Genomic DNA, 17,768 nt, shown 5'->3' on the forward strand with positions numbered 1-17,768 from the left:
CCCTTGGCCAGTATCCTCCGGCCCTTACCTCCGGTTCAGCGCGGCCTCGCTCTCGGCCAGGAGTTCGGCGATGATGTCTGCGACCGGTTCTTCCTTCTTCACCATGCCGACCGACTGGCCCGCCATCAGCGATCCGTTTTCCACGTCGCCGTCGATCACCGCGCGGCGCAGCGCGCCTGCCCAGTAATGTTCGATCTGCAACTGCGCCTCGCCCATGTCGATCCCCTCACCGTCCAGCAGGTTGGCAACCTCGCGTTGTTTGGCAGTGAACAGTTCGGTGCCCTTGTTCTTCAGCGCACGAACCGGAATCACCGGCAGTCGCGGATCGACCTGCACACTGGCGATCGCGTCGCGTGCGCCGGCGCGGAAGAACGCTTTCTTGAAATCGGGGTGAGCGATGGATTCGGTGGCACAGGCAAAGCGGGTGCCCAGCTGTACGCCCGCCGCCCCCATTTCGAGGTATCCGGCAATCGCCTCGCCCCGCCCGATACCGCCGGCCACGAAGACAAGGTGATCCTCTGCCAGTTCGGGCAGGAATTCCTGCGCCAGCACGCTGGTGGCGACGGGGCCGATGTGGCCGCCCGCTTCCATCCCCTCGATCACCATCGCGTCTGCGCCGGAACGCAGCAGCTTCTTGGCGAGCGCCAGCGTCGGTGCAAAGCAGATGACCTTGGCGCCTGCTTCCTTGATCTTTTCCACGCTGCCCTTGGGCGGCAAGCCGCCTGCCAGCACGACATGGCCGACGCCGTGCCTTGCGCAGACATCGATCAGGTCCATGATCTGCGGGTGCATGGTGATAAGGTTCACGCCGAAGGGCTTGGTGGTCAGCTTCTTCGTCTCGGCAATCTCGTTGTCGAGCAGGTCTGGCGTCATCGCGCCGCAGGCGATCACGCCGAAACCGCCCGCATTGCTGATCGCGGAAACGAGGTTGCGTTCCGAAACCCAGCTCATCGCGCCGCACAGGATGGCATGCTCGCTACCGAGGAATTCCGCTCCGCGCCGCATAAGCGCTTCGGTCTTGGTGTAGGTCGTCATGCGTGGGCGATTAGTGCCGCAAATGGCATGCGGCAAGTGCGAGAGCAACAATGCTGCGGATCGAGTCGCGCCATTGACGGCCATGCTGCACTGCCGTTTCGCAACACTGATCGAATTTAGCGCTGTCTGTATGCGAGATTGATCGTTTCTCCCGTTCAGTCGGAACCTGTAACCTGCGTCGCATCTTGGATGGATAAAGGTGAACTGTTTTTCGCGAGGAGGATGCGAGATGGATGTAGCAACAGGTTCGATGCCGAGCGGCAAGTGTCCGTTCAACCACAACGACGGCGGCGTCCGCGCTCTGCTGGGGCGGACCAACCGCGACTGGTGGCCCGACGCCCTGCAACTCGACATTCTCCACCAGGGCGGCGTCTCTCCCGACCCGATGGGAGAGGACTTCAACTATGCCGAGGCATTCAACACGCTGGACTACAAGGCGCTGAAGGCTGACCTGACGGCATTGATGACCGATTCCAAGCCGTGGTGGCCGGCGGACTACGGGCATTACGGCCCGTTCTTCATCCGCATGGCATGGCACGCGGCAGGGACCTATCGCACCGCGGACGGGCGCGGCGGCGCAGGTTCGGGTCAGCAGCGTTTCGCCCCGCTCAATTCGTGGCCCGATAACGCCAACCTCGACAAGGCGCGCCGCCTGTTGTGGCCGATCAAGCAGAAGTACGGAAAGCACATCAGCTGGGCCGATCTCTTCGTCCTGACCGGCAATGTCGCGATCGAATCGATGGGCGGTCCGACCTTCGGCTTCGGCGGCGGGCGGGCAGACGTGTTCGAGCCGGAAACCGACGTTTACTGGGGCACGGAAGAAGAGTGGGTGAACACCGGCGCGGAAACGCGCATCCAGCCCGACAAGGAATGGGCGCTGGAAGACCCGCTGGCCGCGATCCAGATGGGCCTCATCTACGTGAACCCCGAAGGTCCGGGCGGTGAACCGGACATCATGGGCTCCGCACGCGACATCCGCATCACGTTTGCCCGCATGGCCATGAACGACGAGGAAACCGTCGCGCTTACCGCCGGTGGCCACACCTTTGGCAAGTGCCACGGCGCTGGCGATGCAAGCCTGATCGGGGCAGACCCCGAAGGCGCCGACATCGCGTTCCAGGGCCTTGGCTGGACCAGCGGTTACAAGAGCGGCATCGGCGCGGACACGATCACCAGCGGTATCGAAGGGCCGTGGACCAACACGCCGTTCGAATGGTCGCAGAACTATTTCCGCCTGCTGTTCAAATACGATTACGAACTGACGAAGTCGCCGGCAGGCGCGAACCAGTGGACGCCGAAGAACCCCGATCCGGAGGATATGGCGCCCGATGCGTCCGATCCGTCGAAGAAGGTGCCGACGATCATGACGACGGCGGACATGGCAATGAAGACCGATCCGGAATATCGCAGGATTTCCGAACGCTTCCGCGACAATCCGGACGAATTCGCCGACGCCTTCGCCCGCGCGTGGTTCAAGCTGACCCACCGCGACATGGGTCCGAAGGCGCGCTACCTCGGCCCCGAAGTGCCCGCAGAGGACCTGATCTGGCAGGATCCGGTTCCCGCCGGATACGCTCCCTCGGGATCCGAAGTCGCGGAGCTGAAGAAGGCGATCGAGGCTAGCGGCCTTTCCACCAGCCAGCTGGTGAAGACCGCGTGGGCATCGGCCAGCACCTATCGCAAGTCGGACCATCGCGGCGGTGCCAACGGTGCGCGCATCCGCCTTGCCCCGCAAAGCGACTGGGCAGTGAACGAACCGGCCGAACTGCAGAAAGTCCTTGAAGTCTATGACGACATCAAGGGCGGCTCCAGGGTCTCCATCGCGGACCTGATCGTGCTGGGCGGGTGTGTCGGTGTCGAGCGTGCGGCAAAGGCAGCGGGCTTCGACGTCAGCGTGCCGTTCACCGGCGGGCGCGGCGATGCGAGCGAGGAGTGGACCGATGCCGAAAGCTTTGAGCCGCTGGAGCCGCAGGCCGACGCCTTCCGCAACTACCTGAAGACCAAGCTGAGCGTGAAGACAGAGGAAATCATGCTCGACCGTGCGCAACTGCTCGGCCTCTCGGCCCCGCAGATGACCGCACTGATCGGCGGGCTTCGCGTGCTGGGCGCCAACCATGGCGGCGCGAAACACGGGGTGTTCACCGACCGTGAAGGCCAGCTGACCAACGACTTCTTCGTGAACCTGCTGGACATGGATACCGCGTGGAAAGTGGTGGACGACAGCGGGGACGAGGAGTTCGTCGGATCCGACCGCGCGAGCGGCAAGGAGAAGTGGCGCGCGACGCGTACCGACCTGATTTTCGGGTCTAATTCCCAGCTGCGTGCGCTGGCCGAAGTCTATGCCGAAAGCGGCAACGAGCAAAAGTTCGTCAATGATTTCGTGGCAGCATGGACGAAAGTGATGAACGCCGATCGCTTCGATCTGAAGTGAACGACCGACGAGAAGGCCGAAGTCGCGAACCTGGATTGCCCGTCGCATCCCCCCATTAGCGGCGGGCAATCCATCCCCCAAGGTGACCCGGCCGCCTCCCCGTACTGCAAGGTGCGGGGAGGTTCTTGTATGCAAGTCAATGGCTTGCCATCATTCACCCTGTTCGTGAACTCTTTCGAAACCGCGATCTGTCACACTTCGTTGATAGATACGGGAGAGATTGAATGGTCACCCTGTCGATACTGGTCATTGCCGCAGGCGCTTTCGTGCTCTGGTTCCTGCCGCTACCCAAGGACCGGACCAAGCGCATGGCATCACAAGCGGGCGGAACGATCCTGTTCGGCCTGGGCCTGTGCGGCCTGGTTCTGCAACTGATGGGACCGGCAGCTGCCTGACGATGCCCGTCGGCCTTGACGCAGATTCCGGCCCGACTGACCTGTCACCCTGTCGTCGACACAGAGCGATCTGTCGCCGCGCAGCTGTTCGCGCTTGACCTTTGAAAGTGCATCGCTATTGGCGATGTAATGTTATATCATTCATATCGGCTTCTTATCGCCGCCGCCCTTGCCTCAACCATCGTAACCGCTTCTGCCGCATCGGCGCGGGAAGCCGATCCGAACGCAACGCAGCCCTCCTCTCGCTCCGATCCCGGTGACGACGATTTCCACGACGGCATCGTCGTCACGGCACAGGGCATCGGCAGGATCGACTTCCTTGCAGGCACGAGCGTGCTTGGCGGAACCGACCTGCAGCGCAATCTCGACGGCCAGATCGGCGAAGTGCTCGAAAGTCTGCCGGGCGTCACTGCATCGGGCTTTGCGCCGGGCGCATCGCGGCCCATCCTGCGCGGCTTTTCGGGGGACCGCGTGCGGGTGCTGGTAGACGGCATCGGATCGATCGATGCGTCCAACGCCTCTGCCGACCATGCCGTTTCGGTGGACCCGCTGACCGCCCAGCGGATCGAGGTCCTGCGCGGCCCCGCCACGCTGCTTTACGGTAGCTCGGCCATCGGCGGCGCGGTCAACGTCATCGACAAACGCATCCCACGCCGCGTACCGGAAGAGCCGGTGCACATCGACGCTCTTGCCTCTATCGACAGTGCGTCAAACACGCGGGAGGCCGGCGCCTCTATCGACCTGCCGCTGGGTAGCGGCTTCGTGGTCCACGCCGACGGTTCGTGGCGCAAGACCGACGATCTGCACGTCGCCGGTCGCCTGCTGTCCGACGACTTGCGCGCAGAAGTTCTGGCCGAAGCGGCAGAGGACGAGAGTGAAGACCCCGGCCACGCCGCCGAACTGCGCGAGATGGCGGATGCCCATAGCGTCCTGCCGAACAGTGCGACCGAAACCAAGTCGGCAGGCGCGGGCCTTGCATGGATCGGCGACCGCGCGGAAATCGGGGCCTCGGTCTCGCTCTACGATACCTACTACGGTGTCCCCACCCGCCCCGGCGTCGAACACGCCCACGGCGATGAAGGCGGGGATGAGGCCGAGATGGAGGAAGAGGAAGGCCCCGTCGCCATCGACCTGCGGCAAAAACGCGCCGACCTTCGCGCAGGGCTTCGCTTCGACAGCGGGCCGTTCGCGGAAATCAACACGCGCTGGGGCTACAGCGATTACGAACACGTCGAGATGGAAGGCGACGAAGTAGGCACCCGCTTCTTCGTTGACGGGGTCGAGGGTCGCCTGGAACTGGTCCAACGGCAAAGCGGCAACTGGAACGGCACTGTCGGCGCGCAATACTTCCGCCGCAACCTCGAAGCCATCGGCGCGGAAGCCTTCGTACCCGCCAACCGCAGTGAACAATACGCGCTGTTCGCCCTGCAGGAAGTTGGCGCCGGTCCGGTCACGATCGAATTCGCGGGCCGCTTCGAACACGGCACGGCCAAGGCGCCCGACGTCTCCCTCTCCCGCAGTTTCGATGCTGTGTCGGGCGCGATCGGCGCTTGGCATGAAACCGACCGGGGGCTTCGCTTCGGCCTCAATGCCAGCCGAACGGCTCGCATTCCGACGGCAGAGGAGCTGTTCGCCAACGGTCCGCACGCGGCGACCCAACAGTACGAGATCGGCGATCCCGATCTCGCGCTGGAAACCGCGCTGGGTCTCGAAGGCTATGTACGTGGGCAGGTGGCAGGCGTGAACCTGTCGCTCACCGGCTATGCCAGTTGGTTCGACAACTACGTCTATCTTGCCGCAACCCCCGACGAACAGGACGGCTTGCCCGTCTACGCCCAACAGCAACAGGACGCGGACTACTACGGGTTCGAGGCCGAGGCGGACATTCCAATGGGCCGCGCGGGCGCCTTCGCCATCTCCACCGAGTTGCAGGGCAGCTATACCCGCGCAACGCTTGCCGACGGGTCGCCCGTACCGCAGATTCCTCCGCTTGCGCTGGGCGGTGCTCTGGTCGGCAAATCGGAGAAACTGGACGCGCGCATCGGCGTTGAATGGAACGCGGCGCAGGAACGCGTCGCCAGTTACGAGACGGAGACCGGCAGCTTCGCCATGGTCGATGCCTCATTGGCCTGGAAGCCGATGCGCGGGGCGGAAAATTTCACCGTGATCGCCGCAGTCGAAAACCTTTTCGATGCAGAGGGCCGCCGCCACGCCAGTTTTACAAAGGATTTCGTTCCGCTGGCTGGCCGCAACTTAAAATTGAGCGCGCGGCTCAGCCTCTAGATACAAAAAGGGGCGGCCGGTCCCAATAGACCAGCCGCCCCTTCACGTGCTGTCGAATTGCGATCAGGCCGTTTCGGTCTGGTCCAGCCCATAAGCGGTGTGCAGGACGCGCACGGCCAGCTCGGTCTCGTCCTCGTCGATCAGGACGGAAACCTTGATTTCGCTGGTGCTGATCGCCTGGATGTTGATGCCGCGATCGGCCAGCGCCTGGAACATCGTGGCCGCGATGCCGGCGTGGCTGCGCATGCCGACGCCGACGCAGGAAATCTTGGCGACCTTGGGATCGGTGATGATGCGGTTGAAGCCGATCGTTTCCTTGTGCTCTTCCAGCAGCGCCTGCGTACGGACGAGGTCGGCACTGGGCACGGTGAAAGTCACGTCCGTCTCGCCCTTTTCGCGGCCGACGTTCTGGATGATCATGTCGACGTTGATGCTGGCTGCGGCCAGCGGGCCGAAGATCTGCGCCACTGCGCCCGGCTTGTCGGGCACGCGGGTCAGGATGACCTTCGCTTCGTTCTTGTCGGCAGCGATGCCGGTGATCAGCTGGCTTTCCATCTCAATTCCTTCGAGCTCTTCATCGCTCACGATAAGGGTTCCGGGCAAGTCGTCGGCAAGCGGCGCGTCATCGTCCACGAACGAGGAGAGGACCTGCACGCGCACGCCTTCCTTCATGGCAAGGCTGACCGAACGGGTCTGCAGCACTTTCGAGCCGACCGAGGCGAGTTCGAGCATTTCCTCGAACGTAACGGCCTTCAGCTTGCGGGCCTTGGCAACGATGCGCGGGTCGGTGGTGTAGACCCCGTCGACGTCGGTATAGATGTCACAGCGATCGGCCTTTACCGCCGCCGCGATCGCCACGGCGCTGGTATCCGAACCGCCACGGCCCAGCGTTGCCACGCGGCCATCTTCACCGATGCCCTGGAAACCGGGGATCACCGCGATCTCGCCCGCCTGCATCGATGCGATGACGGCGTCGGCCTCGATCTCGCCGATGCGCGCCTTGGCATGGGCATTGTCGGTGTGGATCGGCAATTGCCAGCCCAGCCACGAACGCGCCTTGCAGCCCAGCGCCTGCAGCGTGAGCGCGAGAAGGCCCGCAGTCACCTGTTCGCCGCTGGCCACGACCACGTCATATTCGGCCGGATCGTAAAGCGGGTTCGCTTCACGGCAGAAGTTGACGAGCCGGTCCGTCTCTCCCGCCATGGCGGAAACGACGACGGCAACTTCATGTCCGGCTGCCTGCTGGCGGCGCACGATATTGGCGACGCGACGGATACGTTCCGTCCCCGCCATCGAGGTGCCACCGAATTTCATCACGATGCGGGCCACTGGGCTCGCTCCCTTATCAACTGGAATCGCTTTGGGCGCGCTGTTAGGGACAGTCCATGACAAGCGCAACTGTAACTGGCGAAACCGGATCGCTCACGATCCGCCCCGAAGAGGCCGAACACTTCGGCAAGCTGGCAGCGCAGTGGTGGGACCCGAAGGGTTCGTCCGCCATGCTGCACAAGCTGAACCCGGTGCGGCTGGCATTCGTGCGCGATCATGTCGACACGCATTTCGGCACCGATGTCGCCGGGCGAAAACCGCTGGAAGGCAAGCGCGCGCTCGATGTCGGCTGCGGTGCGGGGCTGCTGTGCGAACCGCTGGCGCGGCTGGGCGCGGCCGTGACTGGCGTCGATGCCGCGCACGAGAATATCGCTGCGGCGCGGCTCCACGCCGATGGCATGGGTCTCTCGATCGATTATCACGCGGGCGAACTGGCCTCACTGCCGGCGGGGCAATTCGATCTCGTCACCTCGATGGAAGTGATCGAGCATGTCGCGGACAAGGCACTCTTCGTGCGGGAACTGGCCGCGCGGCTGGCGCCCGGCGGGTTGATGATCCTGTCCACGCCCAACCGCACCGCCGCTTCGAAACTGCTGCTGGTCGACGGGGCAGAGATGCTGGGCCACATCCCGCGCGGCACCCACGACTGGGACGATTTCATCACGCCGGAGGAGATGGGCGAGCTGCTGACAGAAGCCGGGCTGGACATGGGCACGCCCAGGGGCATTGCCTTTACCGCGATGAAAGGCCTGCACCTGTCAGACGATCTGAAGCTCAATTATATCGTCACGGCAACCCGGCAGTAACCATCATCGGCTAGGCACTTTGTCCTGATCAATCGCAAGCAGGGGAAGCGCGATGGGTGCATGGGGTGCGGGCAGTTTCGAGAATGACACGGCGCTCGACTGGGCAGACGAACTGGCAAGCGCCGACGATGTCGGGAAGGTCTTCACCGACCTGCCGCCGTTCGACGGCATGACCGATCTGGACGCAGACGATGCCAGCCGCGTGATCGCCGCTGCCGAAGCCGTCGCCACGATGATGGGGCGCATCGCCGATGACGTTCCCGAGGAGCTTCGGGAAATGCTGTCGGGCAAAGAACCTTCGCCAGACCTGATCGAGATGGCCCGCAACTGCGTATCTCGGGTGATGAGCAAGTCCGAACTGCTCGACCTGTGGAGCGAGGACGAGGCAGGCAGCGAGGAATTCGGCAGGGCGATCACCGCCCTTGTCGACAGGTTGAACCCAGACATGAGCTGGGACCGCCCCACGAAAGAAGAAGTCGAGAAGCAGGCCGGACCGATCACCCCTTGCGTCTTCTGTGACGAGGGGATGGCCGAAGGCGAGATGTTCTACCTCGGCTTTCGCGACTACTCCACGCGCGACGGCCTGTTCTCGGAACAGGGGCTTTATTGCCACCTCAAGTGCCTGAACGCGAAGCTGCACCCACGGCACATGGTCCAGAACTGGAAATTCGACCTGCGCTAGCAGGAGGGCAGATTACTCGCCCTCGACCAGCCCCATGAAGCGCTCGCGCTCTTCCTCGGTCAGGTCCTCCGGTTTGCGCGGCGGCGGCAGATGGGATGTTGCATCGCGCACCTTGCCGATCAGGGCGGGCATCGCCTCCATGATCTTCGGCATCGATTCCTGCATCTTCGCCATCATCTTCGGATCCATGAAGATCATCATGGCGTTTTCGGCATATTTCGTGCCGGTGGGCGTGGCGAAGAACGCGTTCATCTCTGCCAGTTCCGTTGCCGTGAACTTGCCGACATAGGCTTCGGCCAGCCCTTCGCGCATGGCCGGTTCCATCGTCGTCATCACGTCGACCATGCCGTTCATCATGACAGAGTTGGTAAGGGTCATCCGCTCGTCGAAATGCGGGTCGAGGATGTCCATCATCTCGCGCATCGAACCCTTGCCGATCTTCGCGAGATCTTCCTCCGGCAAGCCCATCTGCCCGACCATCTCGCGCAGCGGCATGTCCATCATGGAATCCATCATCTGCGCGGTCATCTGTTCCATCGTGCCGCGCATCATCCGTTCGTACGTCCCTTCCGGGAACAGGTAGTCGACGGTGGTTTCGGCAGCCTCTGCACTCGCGCTATCCTGCGCTGCGGCAGGCATGGCGGCGCAGGCAATGGCAAGTGCCGCCGCGCTGCGGATGATGGACTTCATGATAACTCCCCTTCGTGATCCGACGCCGGTTCTAGAGCCCAAGTCGCTAAGGGGAAATGAAAATCATCCGGCGAGTGCGGCATCCGCCTGTTTTGCGGCGCGGTGGCCATCATCGTCCGCGCCATACTTCCAGTAACTGGAAACATAGAGATGATCGCGGTCCAGCCCGCACTCGTCGCGCAGATAGGTGCGTAGCGCCTGCATCGACGCGAATTCGGACGCTGCCCAGCCATAGATTTTACCGCTGCCGCCCGCCGCGCTGGCGCCAACCGCCTCGCGCAGCGCCTCTGCCAGCAGGTCCGGGCGGGTGCCGGGATGCGGGTTCAGCAACCAGCGCAAGTCGATCCCGTCTGGATGGGCGATCGGCTGGATGTCGTCTTCGGTCTGCACCTCGATCACGGCGATGCCGCGGGCATCGGCAGGCAACCGCTCCAGGTTCACCGCGATGGCGGGGAGCGCGGTCATGTCGCCGGCGATCAGGTAACGATCCATGCCTTCGGGAAGCCGCTTGGCAGGGCCCGGGCCGCCGGCCTCGATCTCGTCACCCGGCGCGGCGACGCTCGCCCACTCCACCGCCGGTCCGGCGTGGCCGCCCTCGCCATGCACCACGAAATCGACGTCGACCGAATCGGGCCGCTGATGGCGTATGGTGTAGGAACGGACCGGCGCCTTGCCTTCGCCCCCGTCCGGAAACCGCAGCTTGAAATAACCGCCCTCACAATCCGGGGCCAGTTTCGCCATCGCGGTACCGCCCAGCGTGATGCGCAGCATGTTGGGCGTAAGCCGCTTGCGGGAAAGCACCGTGTAGGCGGCGGGGGCGGGGCGGGGTGCGCGCGCCTCGACCGGCGTGCTTGTCTTTTCGTTTTTCTCCATGCGCGACAGATGGGAAACTTGCGAACCGCTCGCAAGATAATGTGCGTAATTTATTGTATCGCCGCGCTCCACTCGCCCGCATCGAAACCCACCAGCAGGCCCCCGTCATGTTCGACCACGGGCCGCTTGATCGTGGACGGATGCGCGATCATCAGCGCCACCGCCTTTGCCGCATCGATGTCGGCCTTGTCGCCATCGTCCAGCTTGCGGAAAGTCGTGCCGCGGCGGTTCAGCACCGGCTCCCACCCCTTGTCCGCAACCCACCGGCGCAGGTTCGCTTCGGGCACGCCCTGCTTCTTGTAGTCGTGGAAGGTATAGGCAACGCCGGCCTCATCCAGCCACTTGCGCGCCTTCTTCACCGTGTCGCAATTGGGAATGCCGTAAACGGTTACGCTCATCGTCGGGCCTTTCGTAGCTTGCTCGAAACGCCCCTCTAGCAACTGGACATTTGCGCGCAATCCGCCGAATAGGCGCGCAAAGGGGCCCCGAACAGAGGGACTGGGCATGAGTTTCAACACGTTCGGCCGCGTGCTGCGGTTCACCACCTGGGGCGAAAGCCACGGACCTGCGCTAGGCGCGGTTGTCGACGGCTGCCCGCCGCAGATCGCACTGTCCGAAGCCGACATCCAGCCCTTCCTCGATGCGCGCAAGCCCGGCACCAGCCGCTTCACCACGCAGCGGCGGGAGCCGGACGAGGTGCGCATCCTTTCGGGCGTGTTCGAAGGGCAGACAACGGGCACCCCGATCAGCCTGATGATCGAGAATACCGATCAACGCTCTAAAGACTATTCCGAAGTCGCCAAGGCCTATCGCCCCGGCCATGCCGACTATGCCTATGACGCGAAGTACGGTTTGCGCGACTATCGCGGCGGCGGGCGTTCGTCCGCGCGCGAAACGGCAGCCCGCGTTGCGGCTGGCGCGGTTGCGAGGAAAATCATCCCGGGCGTGCAGATCCGCGGCTGGGTCAGCGCGATCGGCGGCGATACGATCGACGAAGCGAAGTTCGACGCGGCGCAGATCGGCCGGAACCCGTTCTTCTGCCCCGACGCCGCCGCCGCTGCCCGCTGGGAAGCACTGGTGGACGAGGCACGCAAGGCCGGCTCCTCGCTCGGCGCGGTGGTGACATGCGAAGCGACGGGCGTGCCCGCCGGATGGGGCGCGCCGCTCTATGCCAAGCTGGACGCCGATCTTGCCGCCGGCATGATGGGCATCAACGCGGTAAAGGGCGTGGAGATCGGCGACGGTTTCGCCGCCGCCGCGCTGCGCGGCGAACAGAACGCCGATCCGATGACCCCCGGCAACGACGGCCCGCAGTTCGAGGCGAACCACGCGGGCGGCATTGCGGGCGGCATCTCCACCGGACAGCCGGTGCGCGTGCGCGTCGCGTTCAAGCCGACCAGTTCGATCCTGATCCCGGTTCCCACCGTTACCCGCGACGGACACGCCAGCGAAATCGTCACAAAGGGGCGCCATGATCCCTGCGTCGGGATTCGCGGAGTGCCGGTGGTGGAAGCGATGATGGCGCTTGTGCTGGCCGATCACTTCATGCTGCACCGCGCCCAAACCGGTCGCTGATCGAATCGCCCCAATTCAGGCAGGAACCCGCCCGCTGATACAAGTGCGCGGGCAGGTCATTGATTCATCGCAAAAATCGATCATTTCGCCTTGATTGATTAAATCGATCAAACTGTTCGGCATTTGTCGTTTGGGATTTGGTGCGCCGCAACCTATCTGGTCACCGTCAACGAATTCACTCTCACAGGAGACTTTACGTAATGGGTATCATCGGCAGCAAGATCACGCCGTTCAAGGCAACCGCGTTCCAGACCGGCAAGGACTTTTTCGACGTCACCGATGCCGACATCGCGGGCAAGTGGGCGGTGTTCTTCTTCTACCCGGCCGACTTCACCTTCGTCTGCCCGACCGAGCTGGAAGACCTTGGCGAGCACTATGCAACGCTGCAGCAGATGGGCGTGGAAGTGTTCGGCGTGTCGACCGACACCCACTTCAGCCACAAGGCATGGCACGACACCTCGGAAAAGATCAACAAGATCAAGTACGCTTTCCTTGGCGACCAGCTGCACACCCTGTCGAAGGCTTTCGGCGTGCTGCGTGAAGATTCCGGCCTTGCCGATCGTGCAACCTTCGTCGTCGATCCCGATGGCGTGATCCAGATCATGGAAATCACCTGCGAAGGCGTCGGCCGCAATGCCAACGAACTCGTCCGCAAGATCCGCGCGGCACAGTACGTGCGCAACAACCCCGGCCAGGTCTGCCCGGCGAAGTGGGAAGAAGGTTCCGAAACACTCGCCCCGTCGCTGGATCTCGTCGGCAAGATCTAAGTTACAGTCTTCGTCTCTCGTCTTGAGGGGCCACGACACATGATGCGGCCCGGGGTGCATTCCCGCGCCCCGGGCCGCTTTGTCTTTTGAATACGGAGAATTTCCGATGCTCGACGCCAACCTGAAGCAGCAGCTGCAGCAGTATCTCGGCATGCTGCGCGAGCCGATCGAGCTCGTCGCCTCGCTTGGCGACGGAGCAAAATCGGCCGAAACCCGCGAACTGCTGGAACTGATCGCCGGCCTGTCCGACAAGGTCACCGCCAGCTTCGATGGCGACAACGCCCGTAAGCCCAGCTTCACCATCCGCCGCGCCGGCGACCACGATGTCGCCGTGACTTTCGCAGGCGTTCCGCTGGGCCACGAATTCACCTCTCTCGTTCTCGCCCTGCTCTGGGCCGGCGGCCACCCGCCGAAGGTAGAGGAGAAGCTGGTCGAACAGGCAAAGGCCCTTTCCAGCACGCACAACTTCGAGATGTATTTCTCCCTGTCCTGCCACAACTGCCCCGACGTCGTTCAGGCGCTGACCCTGATGAGCCTGTTCAACAAGGGCGTCACCGCCACCCTGATCGAAGGCGGCACCTTCAAGGAAGAGGTCGAGGAACGCGGCGTGCTTGCCGTTCCCGCCGTCTTCAAGGAAGGCGAGATGTGGGCCAGTGGCCGCATGGGGCTGGAAGAGATCCTTGCCAAGGTCGACACCGGCGCGGCGGACCGCATGGCGGAAGAAATGGCCAGGATTGCTCCATTCGAAACGCTGGTCGTCGGCGGCGGGCCTGCAGGCGCGGCAGCCTCGATCTACATGGCGCGCAAGGGCTTTCGCACCGGCATCGCGGCCGAGCGCATCGGCGGGCAGGTGCTCGACACGATGGGGATCGAGAACTTCATCGCGACGACCTACACCGAAGGGCCGAAACTGGCCGCGCAGCTGGAAGCGCACATCGGCGAATACGACATCGAAGTCGTGAAGCCGGTCCGCGCCAGCAAGCTGGTCCCCGCGTCGCAGCCCGGCGGCTACCACACCGTCGAGTTCGAGAACGGCGCTTCGCTGAAGGCCCGCACCCTCGTGCTTTCGACCGGCGCCCGCTGGCGTTCGCTGGGCGTGCCCGGAGAGGCGGAGTACCAGACCAAGGGCGTGGCATATTGCCCGCACTGCGACGGCCCGCTGTTCAAGGGCAAGCGCGTGGCGGTGATCGGCGGCGGCAATTCCGGCGTGGAGGCAGCGATCGATCTTGCCAATATCGTCGGCCACGTCACCCTGATCGAATTCGACGCCAAGCTGCGCGCGGACCAGGTGCTGGTGGACAAGCTGCGCAGCTTCGCCAATGTCGACATCCACGTCTCTGCCCAGACGACGGAGATCACCGGCGACGGATCGAAAGTGAACGGCCTGATCTACAAGGACCGCGAGAGCGGCGAGGAACACACCGTCCCGCTCGAAGGCGTATTCGTGCAGATCGGCCTTGTCCCCAATACCGAGTGGCTGAAGGACAGCGGCCTTGCCCTGTCGAACCGCGGCGAGATCGAGATCGACGAGCGCGCGGCCACCAACCTGCCCGGCATTTTCGCGGCAGGAGACGTGACCACGGTGCCCTACAAGCAGATCGTGATCGCGATGGGCGAAGGATCGAAGGCGGCTCTGTCCGCATTCGACTACCTGATCCGCACCGAACCGGCGGAGGAAATCGCGCAAGGCGCCGCCACGCACGAAGCGCAAGTCGCCTGACATGAAACGGGGCGGGACCGGCAACACACCGGCCCCGCCCTTTTCGCATTTGCCGGCGGCGAAGCCTGCGCTAAACCTGCGGTCATGACGCGCATCGTTCCGGCAGCCCGCATCTCGGCCAGCGTGATCGCCGCCATCGGCCTTGCGCTGTTTGCGTTGCAGATCGTGCTGAGCATCGGGAAGACCGGTTCGTTCGTCGGCGCGATGCTCGTCCTCACCCGATTCTTCACGATCCTGACCAACGCGGCGGTCGTCGTCGCGATGCTGCGTGTCGGCATCGGGCGCGTACCGGGCCATCGCTTCATGCTGGCGATGGTCACGGCGATCGCGATGGTGGGCATAGTGTACCACGCGGTACTGGCCGACCTGCAGAACCTTTCGGGGCTCGACCTGCTGACCGATCGGGGTTTCCACACCGCGATCCCATTGCTGACCGTGGTGTGGTGGGTACTGTTCGGCGGAACGCCCGGCGTCGTCTGGCGCGATCTGGCATGGGTGCTGCCGTGGCCGATTGCGTATTGCGCCTATGCGCTGGTGCGCGGCGCGATGTCCGGCATCTATCCCTATCCTTTCATCGATTTGCCGGTGATCGGCTGGGCCATGCTGATGATGAATGTCGCGGTGCTGGCGGCGATCTTCGCGGTGGTCGGCGCGGTATTCGTGGCCGTTGCCCGAACGCGCCGCCACTCGCTGGCCTAGTCGCCAAAGGTCAGCCGGCTCCCCCGCGGGTGCGGCGCAGGATCAGGTATAGCGCCCCTTCCCCGCCATGCCTTCGCTGGGCATTGCGAATGGCGGCGATATCCGATCCGTGCGGCCCTGCCGCCAGCCAGTCGAGCACCTTGGCCCTGATCGCCCCGCGCCTTTCGCCCCGGTCCGCCGGATCGACAGGGCGCGGCCGGCCCGTCACCAGCAAGACGACGCGCGCACCCATGGCCTTGGCCTGCGCCAGGCCCATGTCCAGCCGCCGGTGCGCCTGATCCAGAGTATGGCCATGCAGGTCGAGCGTGAAATCGGGCTGGAGCATCCGGCCCGACAGCCGCTTCTCCCAATGGGAATCGATGCCGGTCGATGGCGGCGGCGGAGGCGGCACGGGTGGCGCCTTGGGCGTTGGCACGCGGCCTTTCACCTTCTTTGCAGGCGGCGGTACGGGCACGACCGGCGCGACCTTGACCGGTGCGATTGCCAGTCGGGTCATCCGCTCTTTCAACGGCGTCACCGTGCTTGCCACCTTGGCCCATAGCACGGCTTCCTCTTCGCTGAGCCCGTCGGGCGTTCGGGGATGCACTATGCCTTTGGGCGGCTTCATTGCGCCAGCCGCGCCAGCGTTCCCTTCGGCAGGAAGATCAGCGCGCTGGCACTGCTGCTCATGCCGCCGGCGATCGTCTTCGCTTCCTCGCCCGCGCCCCAGAACGTGTCGAAGCGGTTTGCGCCCTTGATCGCGCCGCCGGTATCCTGCGCGATCCATAGGCCATCGGCCACATCGTGTTCGGCGTCGATGAAGACCGGCGCGCCCAGCGGAATGAATTTCGGATCGGCGGCAACGCTGGCACGGGCGCGCACCGGCACGCCCAGCGCACCCAACGGCCCGTCGCCGGTCAGTTCCTGAAAGAAGACCCACGACTTGTTGGTGTTCATCACCGCGTCCGCCTCGTCAGGGTTGGCATGCAGCCAGTTGACGATCCCCTGCATCGTCGCCTCTCCGGGCGCGAAGACGCCGCGTTCGCGCAAGGTGCGCCCGATAGCGACATATTCGCGCCCGTTCTGACCGGCATAGCCGATGCGCAGCACTTTGCCGTCCGGCCCGATCAGCTGGCCCGAACCCTGGATTTGCAGGAAGAAGAAGTCGACCGGATCTTTCGCCCAGCCGATGACGGGCGTCTTTCCGTCCAGCGCACCGGCCACGATCTCGGCCCGCTCGTGATAGGGCACGAACGCGCCGCTATCGTCGATGCGGCCCAGCGGACCACGCCCCTCGCCAGAGTACTCTGGATCGCGAATCAGGTCGGAGGGCATCGCATAGACAGGCACGTCATATCCCTCGCGCCTTTCGCGAACGCCTGCGATCTGCGGTTCGAAATATCCGGTCAGGAATGCCTCGCCCGTCCCGACCTGCGCGGTTTCGAAATAGGCCGCGAAAAATCCCGCCGGATCGCCGCCCCATGCCGGAGCAGCCTCGCAAGCCGGTGTCCAGAACGCGGCGATCCCGCTGGCATCGTTGCGGGCAAGCAGCTTGGGACAGGATTCGATGAACGACAGCCGCGCCGCCTCTGCATCCTCGCGCGTCAGGGCAAGCCCTGTGATCGCAGGCCCGGGCGCCATCCCCGCCTCCACCGCGTTGGTCGGTTCCGGCGACGGCGGCGCTTCCTCCGGAGGCGGCACGGCGCAAGACGCAAGCATCCCCGCGCCGAGCGCGATTGCGATCCGGCGCAGGCCCCGCATCATCGGTGTCGCTTAACCTTCGTCGGTTTCGTCAAGCAGCCAGTCGGGCCGCATCGCGGTGACCTTGCGGCTGAAAGTCCAGACGTCGTGACTTTCGATGGCGTCGTCCAGCGATCCGGCGATCATGTTGCCGTCCTTGTCCTTCGTCATCGCGGCGATATCGGCGGCGAAGCGGACGGTAATGCGTGCCATCGGCGAATCGAAGTCGGCGCTGCTGATTTCCGCCTCGTTGATGCGGATCAGGCGGTTTTCGACCACTTCGCCCGCAGCTTCGCGCGCGTCGATGGCAGCGGCAAAGCTGGCATAGACGTCATCGTCGCAAAGCTGGTTCAGCGTTTCCTTGTCGCCGTTCCAGAACGCTTCGAGGATCATGCCATAGGCAGTCCGCGCCCCTTCGATGAAGGCGGCGGGTGTGAAACGGCGGTCGGCAGAGGCGATTTCGCGGATGGCGCGATGTGCGCCCATCGGCACGCCGGCCAGTGCACGGTCCATCGCCGCGCCCGAAGGGTCGACAACGCGTGCAGGGCCGTTTTCCGACCGGTTTTCGCCCTGCGCGGGGCGGGACGGTTCCGCGGTGCGCGGAAGATGGCCCATCAGCGTCTCTTCCTCATGCTCTGCCCTGCGACCGAGCACCGAATAGAGGCGCAGCCCCAGAAAGGCGGCGATCATGGCGAGTATGACGATTTCGACTATCACTTGGGATCTGTCCCGTTGCGTACGTGTGGCACCATAACAGTGTGTGA

17 protein-coding genes are annotated in these 17,768 nt (G+C 64.1%); 9 read left to right on the top strand and 8 right to left on the bottom strand.

The features are described from left to right. Positions 1-24: 24 nt before the first annotated feature. Entirely contained in the window at positions 25-1,035 is a 1,011-nt protein-coding gene (locus A7A77_RS10265; RefSeq protein ID WP_066557261.1) for an NAD(P)H-dependent flavin oxidoreductase, read from the bottom strand. A 229-nt stretch (positions 1,036-1,264) separates the two neighbouring features. On the opposite strand from A7A77_RS10265, the gene katG reads away from it, so the two are divergent. The 3 genes from katG to A7A77_RS10275 all read left to right on the top strand — a co-directional run bounded on the left by katG (position 1,265) and on the right by A7A77_RS10275 (position 6,144). Beyond that, positions 1,265-3,466: a catalase/peroxidase HPI gene (katG, locus tag A7A77_RS10270; RefSeq protein WP_066557262.1), complete on the top strand. Its 2,202-nt coding sequence runs from the start codon at positions 1,265-1,267 to the stop codon at positions 3,464-3,466. A 224-nt stretch (positions 3,467-3,690) separates the two neighbouring features. Continuing rightward, on the top strand, positions 3,691-3,861 hold the full coding sequence (locus A7A77_RS17865) for a hypothetical protein (protein ID WP_156500516.1): 171 nt from the start codon (positions 3,691-3,693) through the stop codon (positions 3,859-3,861). 129 nt (positions 3,862-3,990) lie between these two features. After that, the gene (locus tag A7A77_RS10275) at positions 3,991-6,144 is read left to right on the top strand and encodes a TonB-dependent receptor (protein ID WP_066557265.1); all 2,154 of its coding nucleotides are present in this window, start codon (positions 3,991-3,993) and stop codon (positions 6,142-6,144) included. 63 nt (positions 6,145-6,207) lie between these two features. Here A7A77_RS10275 and A7A77_RS10280 read toward each other — a convergent pair whose 3' ends face one another. Further along, positions 6,208-7,473 (bottom strand): aspartate kinase, encoded by a 1,266-nt coding sequence (locus tag A7A77_RS10280; RefSeq protein ID WP_066557270.1) that lies wholly within the window; start codon positions 7,471-7,473, stop codon positions 6,208-6,210. 56 nt (positions 7,474-7,529) lie between these two features. Between A7A77_RS10280 and ubiG the strand changes: the two genes are divergently transcribed. Together ubiG and A7A77_RS10290 are read left to right on the top strand one after the other, a co-directional pair. Next, a complete protein-coding gene (ubiG, locus tag A7A77_RS10285; RefSeq protein WP_066557272.1) occupies positions 7,530-8,279 on the top strand; it encodes a bifunctional 2-polyprenyl-6-hydroxyphenol methylase/3-demethylubiquinol 3-O-methyltransferase UbiG in 750 nt (249 codons plus the stop codon). Positions 8,280-8,331: 52 nt separating this feature from the next. Continuing rightward, positions 8,332-8,961, top strand: a complete 630-nt coding sequence (locus A7A77_RS10290; RefSeq protein WP_066557273.1) for a DUF4259 domain-containing protein — start codon at positions 8,332-8,334, stop codon at positions 8,959-8,961. A gap of 12 nt (positions 8,962-8,973) precedes the next feature. Here A7A77_RS10290 and A7A77_RS10295 read toward each other — a convergent pair whose 3' ends face one another. The 3 genes from A7A77_RS10295 to A7A77_RS10305 all read right to left on the bottom strand — a co-directional run bounded on the left by A7A77_RS10295 (position 8,974) and on the right by A7A77_RS10305 (position 10,922). Beyond that, a complete protein-coding gene (locus tag A7A77_RS10295; protein WP_066557274.1) occupies positions 8,974-9,651 on the bottom strand; it encodes a DUF2059 domain-containing protein in 678 nt (225 codons plus the stop codon). A 63-nt stretch (positions 9,652-9,714) separates the two neighbouring features. After that, on the bottom strand, positions 9,715-10,524 hold the full coding sequence (locus A7A77_RS10300) for a siderophore-interacting protein (RefSeq protein WP_066557278.1): 810 nt from the start codon (positions 10,522-10,524) through the stop codon (positions 9,715-9,717). Positions 10,525-10,574: 50 nt separating this feature from the next. After that, positions 10,575-10,922 carry an ArsC family reductase gene (locus tag A7A77_RS10305; RefSeq protein ID WP_066557281.1) on the bottom strand — a complete coding sequence of 116 codons (348 nt, stop codon included), beginning with the start codon at positions 10,920-10,922 and terminating at the stop codon, positions 10,575-10,577. A gap of 106 nt (positions 10,923-11,028) precedes the next feature. Between A7A77_RS10305 and aroC the strand changes: the two genes are divergently transcribed. From aroC to A7A77_RS10325, 4 genes are all read left to right on the top strand, one after another. Beyond that, positions 11,029-12,099 (top strand): chorismate synthase, encoded by a 1,071-nt coding sequence (gene aroC, locus A7A77_RS10310; protein WP_066557284.1) that lies wholly within the window; start codon positions 11,029-11,031, stop codon positions 12,097-12,099. Positions 12,100-12,299: 200 nt separating this feature from the next. Beyond that, positions 12,300-12,866: an alkyl hydroperoxide reductase subunit C gene (ahpC, locus tag A7A77_RS10315; protein WP_066557292.1), complete on the top strand. Its 567-nt coding sequence runs from the start codon at positions 12,300-12,302 to the stop codon at positions 12,864-12,866. Between the two features lie 106 nt (positions 12,867-12,972). Beyond that, complete coding sequence (gene ahpF / locus A7A77_RS10320) at positions 12,973-14,586, top strand: alkyl hydroperoxide reductase subunit F (protein WP_066557295.1); 1,614 nt, start codon at positions 12,973-12,975, stop codon at positions 14,584-14,586. 84 nt (positions 14,587-14,670) lie between these two features. After that, positions 14,671-15,285: a Pr6Pr family membrane protein gene (locus tag A7A77_RS10325; RefSeq protein ID WP_066557297.1), complete on the top strand. Its 615-nt coding sequence runs from the start codon at positions 14,671-14,673 to the stop codon at positions 15,283-15,285. Between the two features lie 10 nt (positions 15,286-15,295). Here A7A77_RS10325 and A7A77_RS10330 read toward each other — a convergent pair whose 3' ends face one another. The 3 genes from A7A77_RS10330 to A7A77_RS10340 are packed head-to-tail and all read right to left on the bottom strand — an operon-like array spanning position 15,296 to position 17,721. Then, positions 15,296-15,892 carry a Smr/MutS family protein gene (locus A7A77_RS10330; RefSeq protein ID WP_066557301.1) on the bottom strand — a complete coding sequence of 199 codons (597 nt, stop codon included), beginning with the start codon at positions 15,890-15,892 and terminating at the stop codon, positions 15,296-15,298. After that, on the bottom strand, positions 15,889-17,028 hold the full coding sequence (gene mltA / locus A7A77_RS10335; protein ID WP_066557304.1) for a murein transglycosylase A: 1,140 nt from the start codon (positions 17,026-17,028) through the stop codon (positions 15,889-15,891). The genes A7A77_RS10330 and mltA overlap by 4 nt, the downstream gene beginning before the upstream one ends. 9 nt (positions 17,029-17,037) lie before the next feature. Continuing rightward, positions 17,038-17,721: a Tim44/TimA family putative adaptor protein gene (locus tag A7A77_RS10340; RefSeq protein ID WP_066557307.1), complete on the bottom strand. Its 684-nt coding sequence runs from the start codon at positions 17,719-17,721 to the stop codon at positions 17,038-17,040. Between the last annotated feature and the right edge of the window lie 47 nt (positions 17,722-17,768).

Source organism: Croceicoccus bisphenolivorans (assembly GCF_001634625.1).
GTDB classification, from domain to species: Bacteria; Pseudomonadota; Alphaproteobacteria; order Sphingomonadales; family Sphingomonadaceae; genus Croceicoccus; species Croceicoccus bisphenolivorans.

What these genes read in the sequence shown, in the direction of transcription:
- A7A77_RS10265 (WP_066557261.1), bottom strand. Translation starts at nt 1,035, where the DNA reads ATGACGACCTACACCAAGACCGAAGCGCTTATGCGGCGCGGAGCGGAA.
- katG (WP_066557262.1), top strand. Translation starts at nt 1,265, where the DNA reads ATGGATGTAGCAACAGGTTCGATGCCGAGCGGCAAGTGTCCGTTCAAC.
- A7A77_RS17865 (WP_156500516.1), top strand. Translation starts at nt 3,691, where the DNA reads ATGGTCACCCTGTCGATACTGGTCATTGCCGCAGGCGCTTTCGTGCTC.
- A7A77_RS10275 (WP_066557265.1), top strand. Translation starts at nt 3,991, where the DNA reads ATGTTATATCATTCATATCGGCTTCTTATCGCCGCCGCCCTTGCCTCA.
- ubiG (WP_066557272.1), top strand. Translation starts at nt 7,530, where the DNA reads ATGACAAGCGCAACTGTAACTGGCGAAACCGGATCGCTCACGATCCGC.
- A7A77_RS10290 (WP_066557273.1), top strand. Translation starts at nt 8,332, where the DNA reads ATGGGTGCATGGGGTGCGGGCAGTTTCGAGAATGACACGGCGCTCGAC.
- A7A77_RS10295 (WP_066557274.1), bottom strand. Translation starts at nt 9,651, where the DNA reads ATGAAGTCCATCATCCGCAGCGCGGCGGCACTTGCCATTGCCTGCGCC.
- A7A77_RS10300 (WP_066557278.1), bottom strand. Translation starts at nt 10,524, where the DNA reads ATGGAGAAAAACGAAAAGACAAGCACGCCGGTCGAGGCGCGCGCACCC.
- A7A77_RS10305 (WP_066557281.1), bottom strand. Translation starts at nt 10,922, where the DNA reads ATGAGCGTAACCGTTTACGGCATTCCCAATTGCGACACGGTGAAGAAG.
- aroC (WP_066557284.1), top strand. Translation starts at nt 11,029, where the DNA reads ATGAGTTTCAACACGTTCGGCCGCGTGCTGCGGTTCACCACCTGGGGC.
- ahpC (WP_066557292.1), top strand. Translation starts at nt 12,300, where the DNA reads ATGGGTATCATCGGCAGCAAGATCACGCCGTTCAAGGCAACCGCGTTC.
- ahpF (WP_066557295.1), top strand. Translation starts at nt 12,973, where the DNA reads ATGCTCGACGCCAACCTGAAGCAGCAGCTGCAGCAGTATCTCGGCATG.
- A7A77_RS10325 (WP_066557297.1), top strand. Translation starts at nt 14,671, where the DNA reads ATGACGCGCATCGTTCCGGCAGCCCGCATCTCGGCCAGCGTGATCGCC.
- A7A77_RS10330 (WP_066557301.1), bottom strand. Translation starts at nt 15,892, where the DNA reads ATGAAGCCGCCCAAAGGCATAGTGCATCCCCGAACGCCCGACGGGCTC.
- mltA (WP_066557304.1), bottom strand. Translation starts at nt 17,028, where the DNA reads ATGATGCGGGGCCTGCGCCGGATCGCAATCGCGCTCGGCGCGGGGATG.